The sequence below is a fragment of the Roseateles oligotrophus genome (assembly GCF_014204525.1).
GTDB lineage: Bacteria > Pseudomonadota > Gammaproteobacteria > Burkholderiales > Burkholderiaceae_C > Paucibacter_A > Paucibacter_A oligotrophus_A.
Genome location: NZ_JACHLP010000002.1, coordinates 483,244 through 498,780, shown reverse-complemented (window position 1 = coordinate 498,780; position 15,537 = coordinate 483,244). Strand labels below are relative to the sequence as shown.

The 15,537-nt window shown below is 67.2% G+C and carries 13 protein-coding genes; 5 read left to right on the top strand and 8 right to left on the bottom strand.

All coding sequences use genetic code 11. The annotated features are described in order from the left end of the window. Positions 1-10 precede the first annotated feature (10 nt). Entirely contained in the window at positions 11-2,467 is a 2,457-nt protein-coding gene (locus HNP55_RS06785) for a putative bifunctional diguanylate cyclase/phosphodiesterase (RefSeq protein WP_184297517.1), read from the top strand. Between the two features lie 10 nt (positions 2,468-2,477). Here HNP55_RS06785 and HNP55_RS06780 read toward each other — a convergent pair whose 3' ends face one another. From HNP55_RS06780 to HNP55_RS06760, 5 genes are all read right to left on the bottom strand, one after another. Continuing rightward, a complete protein-coding gene (locus HNP55_RS06780; RefSeq protein WP_184297515.1) occupies positions 2,478-3,410 on the bottom strand; it encodes a 2-hydroxyacid dehydrogenase in 933 nt (310 codons plus the stop codon). Beyond that, a complete protein-coding gene (locus HNP55_RS06775) occupies positions 3,407-3,907 on the bottom strand; it encodes a CinA family protein (protein ID WP_184297513.1) in 501 nt (166 codons plus the stop codon). The genes HNP55_RS06780 and HNP55_RS06775 overlap by 4 nt, the downstream gene beginning before the upstream one ends. Positions 3,908-3,921: 14 nt before the next feature. After that, positions 3,922-4,449: a phosphatidylglycerophosphatase A gene (locus HNP55_RS06770; RefSeq protein WP_409993732.1), complete on the bottom strand. Its 528-nt coding sequence runs from the start codon at positions 4,447-4,449 to the stop codon at positions 3,922-3,924. A 5-nt stretch (positions 4,450-4,454) separates the two neighbouring features. Next, positions 4,455-5,423, bottom strand: coding sequence for a thiamine-phosphate kinase (gene thiL / locus HNP55_RS06765; RefSeq protein WP_184297509.1), 969 nt, complete (start codon positions 5,421-5,423; stop codon positions 4,455-4,457). 251 nt (positions 5,424-5,674) lie between these two features. Then, complete coding sequence (locus tag HNP55_RS06760) at positions 5,675-6,814, bottom strand: type I restriction enzyme HsdR N-terminal domain-containing protein (RefSeq protein WP_184297507.1); 1,140 nt, start codon at positions 6,812-6,814, stop codon at positions 5,675-5,677. On the opposite strand from HNP55_RS06760, the gene HNP55_RS06755 reads away from it, so the two are divergent. Together HNP55_RS06755 and truD are read left to right on the top strand one after the other, a co-directional pair. After that, the gene (locus HNP55_RS06755) at positions 6,806-7,054 is read left to right on the top strand and encodes a hypothetical protein (protein ID WP_184297498.1); all 249 of its coding nucleotides are present in this window, start codon (positions 6,806-6,808) and stop codon (positions 7,052-7,054) included. The genes HNP55_RS06760 and HNP55_RS06755 overlap by 9 nt on opposite strands. Before the next feature lie 161 nt (positions 7,055-7,215). Then, positions 7,216-8,235 (top strand): tRNA pseudouridine(13) synthase TruD, encoded by a 1,020-nt coding sequence (truD, locus tag HNP55_RS06750; protein WP_184297487.1) that lies wholly within the window; start codon positions 7,216-7,218, stop codon positions 8,233-8,235. Positions 8,236-8,480: 245 nt separating this feature from the next. Here truD and HNP55_RS06745 read toward each other — a convergent pair whose 3' ends face one another. Further along, entirely contained in the window at positions 8,481-9,041 is a 561-nt protein-coding gene (locus HNP55_RS06745) for a GNAT family N-acetyltransferase (protein WP_184297485.1), read from the bottom strand. 176 nt (positions 9,042-9,217) lie between these two features. Between HNP55_RS06745 and fusA the strand changes: the two genes are divergently transcribed. Beyond that, positions 9,218-11,311: an elongation factor G gene (fusA, locus tag HNP55_RS06740; RefSeq protein ID WP_184297484.1), complete on the top strand. Its 2,094-nt coding sequence runs from the start codon at positions 9,218-9,220 to the stop codon at positions 11,309-11,311. Between the two features lie 62 nt (positions 11,312-11,373). After that, positions 11,374-12,669, top strand: coding sequence for a M16 family metallopeptidase (locus HNP55_RS06735; protein WP_246448232.1), 1,296 nt, complete (start codon positions 11,374-11,376; stop codon positions 12,667-12,669). On the opposite strand, the gene HNP55_RS06730 is transcribed toward HNP55_RS06735, so the two are convergent. Both HNP55_RS06730 and HNP55_RS06725 read right to left on the bottom strand, forming a co-directional pair. Beyond that, positions 12,666-13,328: a response regulator transcription factor gene (locus tag HNP55_RS06730; RefSeq protein ID WP_246448231.1), complete on the bottom strand. Its 663-nt coding sequence runs from the start codon at positions 13,326-13,328 to the stop codon at positions 12,666-12,668. The two genes, HNP55_RS06735 and HNP55_RS06730, sit on opposite strands and share 4 nt — an antisense overlap. Beyond that, entirely contained in the window at positions 13,294-15,468 is a 2,175-nt protein-coding gene (locus tag HNP55_RS06725) for a sensor histidine kinase (protein ID WP_184297869.1), read from the bottom strand. Before HNP55_RS06725 ends, HNP55_RS06730 begins: the two co-directional genes overlap by 35 nt. Between the last annotated feature and the right edge of the window lie 69 nt (positions 15,469-15,537).

Genomic DNA, 15,537 nt, shown 5'->3' with positions numbered 1-15,537 from the left:
CCTCCGTCCGATGAAACTTGCCCTGCCGGCCTTTCTCAATCTCAAACGCCTGGAGGGCCGCATCGTCGCGCCCTTTCTGGCCTTGCTGGCCGTGGTGCAGCTGGCCAGCTGGTTCATCACCGACGCCAATATCAAGAACAGCACCGAGCTGACGGTGCAGGCCGAGCTGCAGACCGGCCAGCGCATGTTCGAGCATCTGCTGGTGCAGGACGCCCAGCAGCGCACGGCCCTGCTGCGACAACTGGAGAACAACCACGGCATCCGCGATGTGCTGGCCGATGCCGGCAGCATGAGCCGCGAGGAGTTTGCCGAGACCCTGGTCAGCGCGCTGGACTCCAAAAACCGCAGCCTGCTCAAGGCCGGCCTGATCGCCTACGCGGACGGCAATGCCCAGGTCGTCGCCGCCACCGCGGCGGAGGCGCAGGACTTTGCCGCCCTGCTGCCGCGCCTGCAAAAATCCATGGCCCAGGCCAGCGAAGGCAAGGCCCCCGCCTGGCAGACCAATCTGGCCCTGGTCAAGGGCCGCGCCTACCAACTGGTGGCCGTGCCGGTGCAGGCGGCCGGCCTGGGCGGCTGGCTGCTGATGGCGGTGGACCTGCAGGACGAGCCGCTGCAAGAGCTGCAGGCCCTGTCCCAGCTGCATGGCGTGATCCTGCGGCGGGAGCAGGCTCAAAGGCCCTGGCAAGCCCTGGGCTCGGTGCTGGACCCCCGGCACACCGCCGCCGTGGCCCAGCAATTGCAAGGCAAGCCCGCGGGCAGCCACCTCTTTGCCCTGCAGCTCGGCGCCGAAGAGATGCGCGGCCTCTACCTGCCCTTGCTGCAAGAGGGCCCGCAGGAGCTGGCGGTGGTGCTGCTGCGCTCGTTTGACCAGGCCTTTCTCTCCTTCGGCCTGCTGCGCCAAACCCTGGCCTGGCTGACCCTGCTGGGCGTGGCCGCCTTTGCCCTGGGCAGCGTGCTGACGGCGCGCCGCATCAGCGAGCCCATCTCGACCCTGGCCGAATCGGTGGAACGCCTGGGCCGGGGCGACTACGACACCCCGGTCGCGCAGATCAAGGGGGCCGAGGAGGTCAGCCATCTGGCCAGCGCCTTCGAAGCCATGCGCCAGGGCATACGCCAGCGCGACCACAGCCTCAATGACCTGGCCTTCAAGGACCAGCTGACCGAACTGCCCAACCGAGCGGGCTTCGGCCTGCGGGTCGGCCAGGCGCTGGCGCAGGCCGGCGCCGACACCCCCCTGGCCGTGCTGATCCTGGGCCTGGACCGCTTCAAGCACGTCAACGATGTGCAGGGCCATGAATTCGGCGACCTGCTCTTGCGCAAGGTGGCCAAGCGCCTGCAAGCCCTGCTGCCCGGCCCCGAGGACGGTCTGGCCCGCCTCAGCGGCGATGAGTTCGCCCTGCTATTGCGCGGCGCCAATGAGGCCTCGGCCCTGGCCCTGGCCGATGCGATCCGGCGCGACTTCGAAAACCCCCTGCAGATCCAGGACCAGACGGTGGACCTGAGCGCCGGCATCGGCATCGCCCTGGCGCCCCAGCACGGGCGCGAGGCCAAGCTGCTGCTGGCGCGCGCCACCCTGGCCATGTTCGACGCCAAGAAGCGCCAGAGCGGCAGCATGGTCTACAGCGCCCAGCTGGACGTGGGCAGCCAGGAGTCGCTGTCCCTGCTGGGCGAGCTGCGCCACGCGGTCGAGGCCGGCGAGCTGCGCCTGTACCTGCAGCCCAAGGTCGACCTGGCCCGGGGCCGCATCCTCAGCGCCGAGGCCTTGCTGCGCTGGCAGCACCCCGAGCGCGGCCTGGTGCCGCCCATGCACTTCATCCCCTTCGCCGAGCAGAGCGGTTTTATCCGCACGCTCACCACCTGGGTGATTGCCGCCGCCCTGCGTGCCTGGTCGCAAGCGCAGGCGCAGGGCCTGGAGCTGCGCATCAGCGTCAATCTCTCCACCCGCGATCTGCTGGACCAGGACTTGCCGGCCAAGATCATGGGCATGCTGGCCGCCCAGGGCGCCGGCAGCCAGGCCCTGTGCCTGGAGATCACCGAGAGCGCCATCATGGACGACCCCCAGCGCGCCCTGCACACGCTGGAGCAGCTCAGCGCCCTGGGCTTCAAGCTGTCCATCGACGACTTCGGCACCGGCTACTCCTCGCTGGCCTATCTGAAGACCTTGCCGGTGGATGAGCTCAAGATCGACAAGAGCTTTGTGCTGGCCATGGAGCGCGACCTGGGCGACGCCAAGATCGTGCACTCCACCATCGAGCTGGCCCACAATCTGGGCCTGTCGGTGGTGGCCGAAGGGGTGGAGACGGCCAAGGCCTGGAAGATCCTGGCCGCCCTGGGCTGCGATGAAGGTCAGGGTTACTTCATCGCCAAGCCCATGCCCGAGGCCCAGTTCCTGGACTGGCTGCGCCACTGGCAGGCGCCCGACCTCAGCAGCGAATCGGCCGACACCGTGCTGGGCGGCCTCGGCTGAGACCGCCCGCTCAGTAGCCGCGCTGCCGGCTCACCAGATGAGCCAGCGGCCGCCCCTCGCGCAGGGCGCGCAGATTGCCCAGCACCACGGCCGCAGCGCTGCGCGCATCGGTCTGCGCCGCGCAATGCGGCAGCACGGTGACTTGCGGGTGCTGCCAGAAGGCATGGCCCGGGGCCAGCGGCTCCTGCGCAAACACATCCAGCACCGCATGGCCCAGCTGGCCACTGGCCAGGGCCTGCAGCAGCGCCGACTCGTCCACATGGGCGCCGCGCGCCAGATTCACCAGGGCCGCACCACGCCGCATCTGGGCCAGGCGCGCCGCGTCAAAGAACTGCTGGGTGGCCGGGGTCAGGGGCAGCAGATTGATCACCACCTCGGCCTCGGCCAAAGCCGCTTGCAAAGCGGCCTCGCCCGCCAGGCAGCGCAGGCCGGCTTGTTCGCTGGGCCGCGTGCTCCAGGCGCTGACGGCATAGCCCTGGGCCGCCAGGGCCCGCGCCACCCGCCCGCCCAGTTCGCCCAGGCCCAGCACCAGCACGCTCAGCTCGGCCGCGCGGCGCTGCGCCGGCTGCCGCCAAACGCCATCGCGCTGCTGGCGGGCTAAGTCAAAGAAATGCCGGTGCAGGGACAGCACGGCCCACAGCGCCGTGTGCACCATGGCCTCGTTCATGGCCGGGTCCACCATGCGGGCCAGCGGCACCTCGGGCGGCAGATCGGGGTCCAGCAGCAGACGGTCCACCCCGGCCCAGACGGATTGGATCAGGCGCAGATTCGGCAGGCCCACCAGGCTGCCGGGCTCGGGGTTGGCGACGATGGCCACCTCCACCTCGGCGGCCTGGCTGGGCCGCGCCAGCAGGATGCGCTCATTGGGTAAGGCGGCTTGCAGCAGACTCAGCCAGCGATCCCGCTCGGCATCCGGCCAACGGCCCAGCAAGAGCAGGCTCATCGGTCCTTGTCTTCCAGGGCTTCGCACAAAGCCATCAGGCCGGCACGCAAGGTGGCGGTGCGCACGGCGTGGCGGTCGCCGCTGAACAGCTCCTGCCACACCTTGGGCTCGGAGCTGCCATGCACCAGGGCCAGCCAGACGGTGCCCACGGGCTTGTCGGTGCTGCCCCCGGTGGGGCCGGCAATGCCGGTCACCGCCAGCGCCCAGTCCACCGGTGCATGGGCCAGCAGGCCGCGGGCCATATGCAGGGCCACCTCGCCGCTGACCGAACCATGCAGGCCGATCAAGGCCGCCGGCACGCCCAGCAACTCGGTCTTGGACTCATTGCTATAGCTGACCACGCCGCGCTCAAACCACTGGCTGGAGCCCGACAAGCTGGTGCAGGCCGCCGCGATCAGGCCACCGGTGCAGGACTCCGCCGTGCCCAGGCGCTCGCGCCGCTGCATCAGGGCCACGGCGATGCGATCGATCAGTTCTTGCTCTTCAGGGAAATGCATGGTTGAGCCTCCTGTCAGAAGAAAGTAAACCGCCACAGCGCGATCACCAGCAGCGTACATCCAGCCGCGACGAAATCGTCAAACAAAATGCCCCAGCCCTGCGCCCAAGTGACCGGCTTGCCACGCTCGCCCTTGTAAAGCCGGTCGGCCCAGCCCACCGGCCCGGGCTTGGCGGCGTCGAAGTAACGGAACAGGGCAAAGGCAATCACCTGTCCCCAGAAACCCGTGGGCATGATGAGCCAGAGCACCAGCCAGAAAGCCAGCACCTCGTCCCAGACGATGGCGCCGGGGTCAGGTGTTGCCAGGTGGCGGGCCGTCGCCGTGCAGGCCCACCAGCCGACGGCGGTGCCGCCCAGCAGCAGGGCGGCCCATTGCCAGTCGTTCAGCCAGGGGTTGATGACCAGAAAGGCCAGCCAGGCCCACAAAGTGCCGACCGTGCCCGGCGCCACAGGTGAGAGCCCGCTGCCAAAGCCCAGGGCGATCCAGCGCGCCGGGTGGGCCAGCATGAAGCTTGCGGTGGCGCGGCGGGGTGCGGCAGACATATCACTCATGATTTGAAATGGTCAAAGCTGCTCAGGCCCAAATCCAGGGTCTGGCCCTGGGCATCGAACAAACGCAGGCCGGGCTCGGCCTCGATGCGGCCGATGCGGGTGATGGCCGTGCCGCTGGCCGCTGCGGCGGCCGCCAACTGCGCAGCCACCGCGGCGGGCGCCGTGAACACCAGTTCGTAATCATCGCCACCGGCCAGACCGCATTTGCGCTGCAAGGCCATGGGCTGGCGGCGCAGCACCGCACTGCGCGGCAAGGCATCCACCTCCAGGCGGGCGCCCAGGCCCGAGGCCTTGAGGATGTGACCCAGGTCGCCCACCAGGCCGTCCGACACATCGATGGCGCTGTGCGCCAAACCTCGCAGGGCCTGGCCCAGGGCCACGCGCGGCTGCGGGCATTCCATGGCCTGGCGTGCCAGCGTGAAATCCTCACCGGGCAGATTGACCGTGCCACGGAAGGCCTCCAGCGCCAGCCTCGCATCGCCCAGCGTCGTGCCGCTGACATAAACATCATCTCCCACGCATGCGCCGCTGCGCAGAATGGCCTGGCCACGCGGCGCCTCGCCCATCACCGTGATGCAGATATTCAGCGGCCCGGCCGTCGTGTCGCCACCCACCAGTTCAATGCCATGCGCCTGCGCCAGCGCGAACAAGCCGCGCGAGAAGCCCGTTAGAAATGCCTCATCCACCCGCGGCAGACTCAGCGCCAGCGTGAAGGCCCGCGGCGTCGCGCCACATGCCGCCAGATCGCTCAGGTTCACCGCCAGCGCCTTGTGCCCCAGGCGCTCAGGTGCCACGGTGGACAGGAAATGCCGGCCCTCAACCAACATATCGCTGGACACCAGCCACTGCATGCCCGCCGTCGGGTTGATGACCGCACAGTCATCGCCAATGCCCACCGGCACGGCATCCAGCGGCGGCCGGCTTTGGTCTTTGAAAAAACGTCGGATCAGATCGAATTCGCCCATGGGGGGATTGTGTCAGGGCGGGAGGCGGGGAGAGTGAGTGGGAGACAGCCGCTTTGCCGGAGTGAGGAAGGGCTGCGATAGGCTGGCTGCTGTCGCTGGGATTTCCTTGCCTCGTGATCGCCGCTGCAAGTACCAATCGTTAGGTAGTTCACGAGCTAACTGACCGCTGTGCTCAGGCCCAGCCATTCAGCTGGGCCTATTTGTCGTACCGCCGGGGGTATTGCTAAAGCGGAGCAAACACAGACTTGGCCTTACGTCAAACGTAGCTCGAACTTGCCCTCACCGCTGAACGCGGCGGTACCGTTGGCCAGGTGATAGGTCACGTCCAAGAGGAAGTCGCCGCTGAAGACATCGTTCCTCAGGCACCCGATCGCCGAGGCATTGATCACCACCCTCACAGGAACAGTTGGTGGCATCACCTTCAGAGTCGTCGGATCGAATGTCAACGGCAACGGCTGATCGGTAAAGAAACGAAGGACCGTTGGCGTGTCGGAGTTGACGGACAGTTGCTCGTCATCTGTGTAGTAGGTCTGGACCTGCATGCCCAACGCGTCAATCCGCTCTTGGAGCTCTCGGAAAGGAGCCCGCGTCACGAGGGTGACTTCAATCTTCCCGGCGCTGTCCCGCCGCATGGACCCGTCGATGATTGCGACTTGCATCTGGCTCAGAAGCGGGAGTCCAGTCGTCGATTTGTGATACGAGATACCCCCGCTGGCGATTCGCTCAAATGCTCTCAAGTTCGGCCCCAACGGCTTGCCAGCGGAACTTAGGTGGTTCGGGTACTTTCTGGCGAGTTGAGCGGGGCCGAGAAACGCTTCAATTTCTTCGTATCGCTTGTTTAGTTCCTCGTATCTGCAAGTGAGGATAGGCGGGCTCCCCCAAGCCGCTGAAGTGGAGTACAGCTTGAAAACCCGGCCGTTGCTGACCGCGAAGTAGCTGGATTGAACTTCTGGATGAATTGCGTAGCTCCAAGCCTGTTGGATAACTTCCTCATCCAACTCTTGATTCGGCGCCTTGGCTTCGAGCGTCCAGCGTGCGTGCGTCGCGACTTCCAGCGTGTAGTCGGCGTTCCCTTGCAGTCTGAGATCTTTTCCCGGCTTCTTCCTGCCCAGGTACAGGAACGGATACTTCAGCGCATGCTCTCGAAGAATGATTGCCGGCCCATTTAGCGAGTAGCCCAGGCGACGCAGCAAAGGGTCAAGAATCTCAGCGCGAACGTCGGCCTCCTTCATCCGGTCGAAGGGCAAATCTTGATGTGCTGAAGGAAGCGTCGTCATACGGGCAATTGTCCACTTGGCAATTGGCCAGGCAAGGACACCCGTCATGCTGCTGGCTATAGCGGCCAGGAATGGCTCGCAGCCCAAATCGCTTCCCAACGCACCTTGAGCCAATTAGACCTCCTTATTCAACTCACCAAGGTCATCAACCTGCTGCTCGACGCCGGGCCCAGCGGCTTCGAAGGCGGGATGAGCACCAAGAAGTACGAGAACATCGCCGCCACCTCCCGCGCCACGGCCTCGCGTGAACTCATTGACCTGGAAGCGATGGGCTTGCTGGAACGCGTAGGCGGGGGGCGCTCGACCCGCTACTACCCAAAGTTGCGAGGATGGGAATTGCCGACGACGAATTGAGTCGCTTGATCCTCGCACAGCGTAGCCCTTGCCCACCATTACGCGTGTGCACATGCGAGACAAAGACGCCCGTCTAGGGCCTGTTAGCGCTACGGCAATGGGTCAGGGGACAATCACATCTTGGACTGCCCCCACCCACATCTGCCGCCCTCAGCCCCCTCATGACCAACGCTCAAACGCAATACACGACCCTGCCGCAATGGCCCAAGGCTTATCCGACCAGCGGCGCCAGCGCCACCTTGAAGCTTCTCAACGAGGACTTCATCGTGACCGAGGTGCCGCTGCAACTGCCCTCTGCTGCTGGCGAACACATCTGGCTGGACGTTGAAAAGAACGGCGCCAACACCGCCTTCGTCGCCCAGCAATTGGCCGCGGCCGCCGGCGTGCAGGAATGGGACGTGGGCTATGCCGGCCTGAAGGACCGTTATGCCATCACCCGCCAGTGGTTCAGCATCTATTTGCCGAAAGGCGAGACGCCCGACCTGACCCAGCTTCAGCACCCGGAATTCAAGGTGCTGAGCCAGAGCCGCCATGTGAAAAAGCTGCGCCCCGGTGATCTGCAGGGCAACCGCTTCCGCATCGTGCTGCGCGATGTGATCGGCGACCGCGATGCGATTGAGGCCAATCTGAAGGCGGTTGCAGCCCAGGGCGTGCCCAATTACTTCGGCGCACAGCGTTTCGGCCATGAGGGCGGCAATGTCGAACAGGGCCGGGCCATGCTGGCGCGCGAGATCCGCGTGCGCAACCCGAAGAAAAAGGGCATCTATCTGTCGGCGGTGCGCTCCTACGTCTTCAATGAAGTGCTGGCGCTGCGCATTCAGCAGGGGCTCTGGGGCAAGACCCTGGCCGGTGATGTGATGGATGAGGCGGGCCTGCCCACCGGGCCACTCTGGGGGCGCGGCCGTGTGAGCACGACCGACGCAGCGCTGGCGCTGGAAACAGGCGTGGCCGAACGCAACGCCGGCTTGTGCGAGGGCATGGAACACGCCGGTCTGGATCAGCAGCGCCGCGCCCTGGTGGCCAGGCCGCTGGACATGACATGGGAATGGCCGCAAGCCGATCAGCTGCTGCTCAGCTTCACATTACCCGCCGGGAATTACGCGACGTCCGTTCTGAACGAAATTCTGCAATGCACGGAGCCTGAGCGGCACACCGAGAGCGAGGTGGCGGCGGCCGAATGACGCTGGCCTCCCCCGCTTACCTTATTTTTTCTTGGCCTTGTTCTTCTTCTCTTTGTCGTAATGCCATTTGATGGCGAAGAACATGCCCGTGCCGAACACAAGCACTTTGAAGCAGAGGAGGAAGACGGGGATCCATTCCATGATTTCGAGAATTTCCAGGCGATGACTTGAGTCGATGAGTTGTGAGGCGCATGGCCTCGTAACGCGGCTTCCGCATGGTACGTCCATTCGACTGCGCAGCCGTGCTACGCGACCCTCAGCCACTCCTCATCATCCATCTCCACCCCCCGGATCACATCGTTGCCCGGCAAGATGCGCGCGAACTTGAAGCCCGCTTTCTGCAACACCCGGCCCGAGGCCGTGTTGCCCACGGTGACGGTGGCAACGAGGCGCTGGACGCCGCGGGCGATCAGCCGCTCGGTGGCCGCGCCGGCGGCTTCGCTGGCATAGCCCAGGCCGCAGAAGGGGCTGAAGACGTAGTAGCCCAGATTGCTGGCTTCCAAGGCCGGAGTGATTTCGGCATCGACCCGACCGATGTAGCGGCCATCCGACTTGCGGCGCAGCGCCCAGACCGGCCAGGCCAGACAGCCGTCCGGCGAACGGTGTTGGCGCTGCGAGAGTTCACGCCAGTGGCGGCGCAGCGCATCCAGGCTGGTGGGCTTGGGGCAAGAGATCCAGCGGTACAAGGCCTCGTCCTGCTGCAACGGCTGGAAGAAGGCCTCGGCATGCGGCTCGCCAATCGGCTCAAGCCAGAGCCGGGGCGTTTCGATGGCGGCCGCCAGTTGGGCGGCGATTTCTGCTTGCATGGCGGCGCAAGGGCGTTGCGAAGCGATGGACTTTAGTTCATTCGCCACACGCTGCAGCCAGCGAACGGGCCTCTTGTGCCGCGGGCGCGCATGCCCTAGGCTGTGCCCAAGCCGGGTATCAAGACCCGGCACCGCTTCAACCGTCATCCATCCGCAATGACCCGAGGAGTGCACCCATGCCTGCCAGCCATAGCAAAGCCCAGGAGGCTGCCAGTCCGGGCAGCCCGGGCCTCAGCGCCCAGATCGCCCAGATCCGAACCCTGGCCCTGGTGGGGCCGGCCGGCGCGGGCAAGACTAGCTTGATCGAGGCCTTGCTGCAGCAGGCCGGCGCCATCGCTGCGGCGGGCACGGTGGAGCGCGGCAACACGGTCAGCGACTTCGACCCGCTGGAAAAGCGCGCCCAGCATTCGCTGCATGCCGCTGTCGTGCATCTGCACCACGCTGGCCTGCGCATCCATGCCATCGACACGCCCGGCGCGCCCGACTTCATCGGCCAGTCGCTGCCGGCGCTGGAGGCGGCCGACACGGCCGTCGTCGTGATCAATGCGCTGAATGGCATCGAGCTGATGGCCTCGCGCATGATGGAGACCGCCGCACAGCGCCGGCTGTGCCGCCTGATCGTGGTCAACCGCATCGACGCGCCCGGCCTGCAGCTGCCGGCCCTGCTGGCGCAGCTGCGCGAGAACTTCGGCCGCGAATGCCTGCCGCTGAATCTGCCAGCCGATGGCGGCACGCGGGTGCAGGACTGTTTTTACAGCAGCAGCGGGGCCAGCGATTTCTCCTCGGTGGCCGAAGCCCACCGCGCCCTGGTGGAGCAGGTCGTCGAGGTCGATGCCGCTTTTGTAGACCGTTATCTGAACGAGGGCGATGTCGATGCCAGCGAGCTGCACGCGCCGCTGGAACAGGCGCTGCGCGAAGGCCATCTGATCCCGGTCTGCTTCACCTCGGCGCGCACGGGCGCGGGCGTGGCCGAGCTGCTCGATGTGATCGAGCGCCTGCTGCCCAATCCCAGCGAGGGCAATCCGCCGCTCTTCCTGCGCGGCGAGGGCCCCGACGCGCAGCCCCTGCAAGCCCTGCCCGACCCCAGCGCCCATGTGCTGGCCCATGTGTTCAAGATCAATGCCGACCCCTATCTGGGCAAGATGGGCGTGCTGCGGGTCCACCAGGGCACGCTGACGAAGAACAGCCAGCTCTTTGTCGGCCATGCGCGCAAGCCCTTTCGCGTCGGCCATCTCTTTCTGCTGCAGGGCAAGGAACATATCGAGATCGAACAGGCCTTGCCGGGTGATATCTGCGCCATCGCCAAGGTCGAGGATCTGCACTTTGATGCCGTGCTGCACGACGCGCCCGAGGACGAGCACATCCATCTGGCGCCGCTGGACTTCCCCATGCCTGTGCACGGCCTGGCGATCAGCCCGGCCCGCCATGGCGACGAGCAGCGGCTGTGGGAGATCCTCCACCGCCTGATCGACGAAGACCCCTGCCTGAAGGTCGAGCGCGCCAGCGCCACCCATGAGACCCTGGTCTACGGCCTGGGCGAGCTGCATCTGCGCATGCTGCTGGAGCGGCTGCGCGAGAGCTATAAATTCGAGGTGCTGACCCAGCCGCCGCGTATCGCCTACCGCGAGACCGTCGCCAGCCCGGCCGAAGGCCATTACCGGCACAAAAAGCAGAGCGGCGGGGCCGGCCAATTCGGCGAGGTCTGGCTGCGCGTGGAGCCGCTGGCGCGCGGGGCCGGCTTCGAGTTCGTGGACGCCGTCAAGGGCGGCACGATACCGGGCCAGTTCATGCCGGCGGTGGAGAAGGGTGTGCGCGCTGCGCTGGACAGCGGCGTCGTCGCCGGCTACCCCCTGGTCGATCTGCGGGTGACGGTGTTCGAGGGCAAGCACCATTCGGTGGACAGCAAGGAGATTGCCTTCATCACCGCCGCCCGCAAGGCCTTGATCGCGGCGGTGCGCGAGGCCAGGCCGCTGGTGCTGGAGCCCATCGTCCATGTCGAGATCAGCACGCCCGAGGCCGCGATGGGCGACATCACCGGCGACCTCGCGGCCCGCCGCGGCCAGATCAACGGCACGCGCTCGGCCGTGCCCGGCGTCATCACGGTGCAGGGCCTGGCGCCGCTGGCCGAGCTGGACAGCTACCAGACCCGGCTCAACGCCATGACCAGCGGCCAGGGCCGCTACACGCTGGCGCTCTCGCATTACGAGGCCGTGCCGCCCAACACCCAGGCCGCGCTGACCTCGGCCTACAAGGCGAAGGACGAGGAGTAAACCGCCACCTGGCCGGCGCAGCGCACAATGGCGGACCTGTCAGCCCCCTAGCCCCGCATCTCTTGAATACTCTCAGCGCCGCCAGCTCCCCCCGCCTCAGCACCCTGGCCAACGGCCTGCGCATCGTCGCCATCCCCATGCCCTGGCGCGCAACGCTGAGCCTCAGCGTCTTCATACGCACCGGCAGTCTGCACGAGAGCGCGCGCCTGAACGGCATCAGCCATGTGGTCGAGCACATGGCTTTCAAGGGCACGGCCGGCCGCAGCTGCCAGCGCATCAATCTGGATGCGGAAGGCCTGGGCGCCGAACTGAATGCCCACACGGACAAGGACCACACCGCCTTCCACATCGAGGGCCTGCCCGGCGACCTGCCGGCCTTTGTGGAGCTGCTGGCCGATATCGTGCTGAACAGCAGCTTCCCGGCCGAGGAGCTGGAGCGCGAGCGCGGCGTGATCCTGCAGGAGTTCAGCGAGTTCGAGGACGACCCGACCAGCGCCGCCTTCCAGCTGCTGGACCGCGCCTGCTACGGGCCCAGCCATGCGGCCGGCCGCCCCATCATCGGCACGCGCGCCAATATCCAGCGCTTTGAGCGCGAAGATTTGCTGGACTACGCCCGCCGCCAGTACACGGCCAGCAATATGGTGGTGACGGTGGCGGGGCCGGTCGATGCTGATGAATTTTCCCGTTTGGTGGAACAGGTATTTGGCGCCCTGCCCACCGGCAGCCCCAATGCCTTGACGGCGCCCAGCTGGCTGGGCGGCTTGAAGACCCGGCGCATGGCCGGCAGCGGCCAGTGCCAGGTCTTGCTGGGCTTTGAAGCGCCCAGCCTGACCGAGGCCGAGCACCTGCCCCATGTGCTGGCCGCCGCCCTGCTGGGCGAGGGCATGAGCTCGCCCCTGCTGGACGAGGTCCGCGAGCGCCGCGGCCTGGCCTATCACGTGGCTTGCTCGGCCGACATCCTGCCGCTCTACGGCCAGTTCCTGATCGAAGGCGCCACCGCGCCGGGCCAGGCCGAGGAGTTCTTGCAAACCGTGCACGCCTTGCTGCAGCGCCAGGCCCAGGGCCCGCTGGACCCGGTGGCGCTGGCGCGCGCCCGCAAGCAGTTGCAGATGCGCGCCCTGCGCGCGCTGGAACAGCCGGCCCGCCGCATGGAGGGCGCGGCGCAGGACTTGTTCAACTTCGGCCGGCTGCGCGACCCGCAGGAGCAGATGGCACGCTTGCAAGCCGTCAGTGCCGCCCAGGTGCAGGCCGTGTTCGAGCAATTGCTGCAGCCCTCACGGCGCCCGGCCGTCGCGCTGGCGGGCAGCGTGCCGCCCAAGGTCAAGGCCTGCGCCGAGGCCTTGTTCCTGGCGGGCTAATTTTCCCGGAGCAGATTGCTCAGCTCCACCGCCGACTTGACATTCATCTTCTCGAACACCCGCGCGCGGTGCACCTCCACGGTCCGCACGCTGATGTGCAGATGGTCGGCGATCAGCTTGTTGGGCAGGGCCTGCACGACCAGGCCCATCACCTCGCGTTCGCGCTCGGTCAGCTCGGCCAGGCGCAGGGCCAGGCGGCCGTTGTGCTGGCGGGCCGCAATGGCCTTCTCGCTGAGGGCCAGGGCCTCTTCGATGCGGTCGACCAGGGTGTTGTCGGAGAAAGGCTTCTCAACAAAGTCGAAGGCGCCACGCTTGACGGCCGCGACGGCGGTGGGCACATCGCCATGGCCGGTCAGAAAGATTACCGGCAGGGCAGCGCCCAGGCCGCGGGTGCTCAGGCGCTCGAACAAGGCCAGGCCGCTCATGCCGGGCATGCGCACATCGAGCAGCAGGCAGGAAGGCGCGTCGGGCCAGTCTTTGGCGTGGTCGGGGCGGGCTTCCAGCATGGCCTCGAAGGCCTCGGCGCTGGCAAAGCCCTCGGACAAAAGCCGGCGCGAGCGCAGCAGCCAGGAGAGCGAGTCGCGGATCACGTCCTCGTCATCGACGAGATAGACCATGGGCAGTTTACGGACGCTGCTGGGGCTGATGCTCATGTTCATGGGACTCACTTTCGGTCGAGGACCGGGCCGGCTCGGCGCCCGCCGGCTTGGGCGGGCTGCCCGAACCGGGCGGCGTTGCAAGCGTAAACCGGAATTCGGTGCCTCGATCACAAGACTCGCCGGGCTCGCTCGGGCATTGATCGGCGCGGTTGACAAAATCCAGGGCCCCGCCATGTTGCTCGATCACCGTGCGGCACAGGCTCAGGCCCAGGCCCATGCCCTCGGCGCGGGTGGTGAAGAAGGGGGTGTAAAGCTGGCGCGCCACCTCGGGCGAGATGCCGGGGCCGTTGTCGCGCACGGCGATGCTGACCCAGCCCGGCTCGGTCTGCCGTGCCCACAGCACCAGCACCCGCTGGGCCAGGGGCGTGGCCTCGGGGCCCTCGCCGTCCATGGACTGGATGCCGTTGCGGGTCAGGTTCAGCAGCACCTGCTCGACCATGGTGCGGTCGCAGCGCACGCGCGGCGCGGGCCGCGGCAGATCGACCTCGATGCGGGCCCCGCTCTTGCGCGCCTGCAGGCGCACCAGGGGCAGCACGGCCTCGAAGAGCTGATCCACGGCGATGGACTCGCGCGACTGGTCGCGGCGGCGCACAAAGTCGTGCACGCTCTTGATGACGCGGCCGGCGCGCTCCGCCTGCTCGGCGATGCGGCCCACGGCCTGGCGCACCAGCTCGGGCGTCTGCGCATCCTGCGCCTCCAGCGTCAGCAGATTGAGCGAGGCGGCGGAGTAGCTGGCGATGGCCGCCAGGGGCTGGTTCAGCTCATGGCTCAAGAGCGAGGCCATCTCGCCCACGGTGGCCAGGCGGGCCGTGGCCTGCAGGCGGTCCTGCTGCTGGCGCGAGAGCTCTTCCACCCGGCGCTGGTCGCTGACGTCCAGCACGGCGCTCATCCAGCCGGTCTGATGGCCCTGGGCGTCCAGCAGCGGGGCCTCGAAGATCAGCACCGGGAAGCGCTCGCCATTGCGGCGCATGAAGACGGTCTCGAAGCCCTGGCGCGGATCCTCGCCGGCGCTCCAGCGCGCCTTGCGGTCCTGATGGCGCTTGCGGTATTCCTCGACGAACTCGGGCGGCCAGTAGTTGGGCAGATTGGGCGGCGTGCCCTGGCCTAACAAGTCTTCGGCACGGAAGCCCACCATGGCGCAGAAGGCCGGATTCACATAGGTGATATTGCCGGCCATATCGCGGGCGCGCAGGCCGGTGACCAGGGAGTTCTCCATCGCGTGGCGAAAGGCCAGGGCCTCGGCCAGGGCATGTTCGGCAAAGGCGCGGCGGCGGCCGTCGCGCGCCAGCAGGAAGACGAGCACGAACAGCGCCAGCGACAGGCCCAGCACCAGGGCCGTGGTGAGGTTGGGGATCAGCTGCGGGCGGCCGGCGGCGCTGTCCACCTTGAGCTGCAGGGTCAGGCCGCTGACGTCCACCAGGCGCTCGGCCAGGTAATAGCCCGCGCCCCGCGTCAGGCCGGCGCGCGCCAGCCGGGTGCCATCGCCCTCCACAAAGCTGAACTCGGCGCCGCGCGCCAGCTCCTCGGACACCGCTTCTTCCAGCAGATAGCGCAGGCTCAGCGTGGCGACCACAAAGCTGGGACCCTGGCCATTGCGCAGCTGGGGCAGGCAAAGATCGAACACCTCCAGGCCCTCGCCCCCGGCCAGCACGATGAAGTAGCTGCGCGAGAACTGGTGGCCGCCCTGGCGCAGGGCGGCGGCACAGGCCAGCTGGGTTTCGATCTCCATCTCCTCCCGCGAGGCTTGCAGATACAGCGGCGAGACATAGGGTGAGTCGGTGGAGCGGGTGATCAGGCGCTGCGCATTGCGGTACTCCAGCCGCAGGATCGGGCGGGTCCGGCGCAGCAACTCGGCCGAGTCCTGCGCCCAGCGCGGGCCCGGCTCGGCGCTGGGGTCATTCCAGAGCAGGCCTTGCAAGCCCTGCAGATCGCGGTCGGCAATCTGCTTGAGCCGGCCGGCCACCTCGGCCGCCACCTGGTCCACCTTCTCCTGCTCACGCGCGGCCTCGTAGCGCAGGGTCAGTGCCACCAGCAGGGTCTGGGCCACCAGCAAGAGCACCGTCAGCGCAGCCCACAGCAGCGCCCGCCGCCAACTCCAGGGGCGCAGCAAATTGGCAGGCAAAGTGGGTGGCAGCAGCATCGATGGATGGCGTGGGGGCATGGCAGCGCTGGTAAGGCATCGTCCGCACGGCGATTCGCACAGCATTGC

What these genes read in the sequence shown, in the direction of transcription:
- HNP55_RS06785 (WP_184297517.1), top strand. Translation starts at nt 11, where the DNA reads ATGAAACTTGCCCTGCCGGCCTTTCTCAATCTCAAACGCCTGGAGGGC.
- HNP55_RS06780 (WP_184297515.1), bottom strand. Translation starts at nt 3,410, where the DNA reads ATGAGCCTGCTCTTGCTGGGCCGTTGGCCGGATGCCGAGCGGGATCGC.
- HNP55_RS06775 (WP_184297513.1), bottom strand. Translation starts at nt 3,907, where the DNA reads ATGCATTTCCCTGAAGAGCAAGAACTGATCGATCGCATCGCCGTGGCC.
- HNP55_RS06770 (WP_409993732.1), bottom strand. Translation starts at nt 4,449, where the DNA reads ATGTCTGCCGCACCCCGCCGCGCCACCGCAAGCTTCATGCTGGCCCAC.
- thiL (WP_184297509.1), bottom strand. Translation starts at nt 5,423, where the DNA reads ATGGGCGAATTCGATCTGATCCGACGTTTTTTCAAAGACCAAAGCCGG.
- truD (WP_184297487.1), top strand. Translation starts at nt 7,216, where the DNA reads ATGACCAACGCTCAAACGCAATACACGACCCTGCCGCAATGGCCCAAG.
- HNP55_RS06745 (WP_184297485.1), bottom strand. Translation starts at nt 9,041, where the DNA reads ATGCAAGCAGAAATCGCCGCCCAACTGGCGGCCGCCATCGAAACGCCC.
- fusA (WP_184297484.1), top strand. Translation starts at nt 9,218, where the DNA reads ATGCCTGCCAGCCATAGCAAAGCCCAGGAGGCTGCCAGTCCGGGCAGC.
- HNP55_RS06730 (WP_246448231.1), bottom strand. Translation starts at nt 13,328, where the DNA reads ATGAACATGAGCATCAGCCCCAGCAGCGTCCGTAAACTGCCCATGGTC.
- HNP55_RS06725 (WP_184297869.1), bottom strand. Translation starts at nt 15,468, where the DNA reads ATGCTGCTGCCACCCACTTTGCCTGCCAATTTGCTGCGCCCCTGGAGT.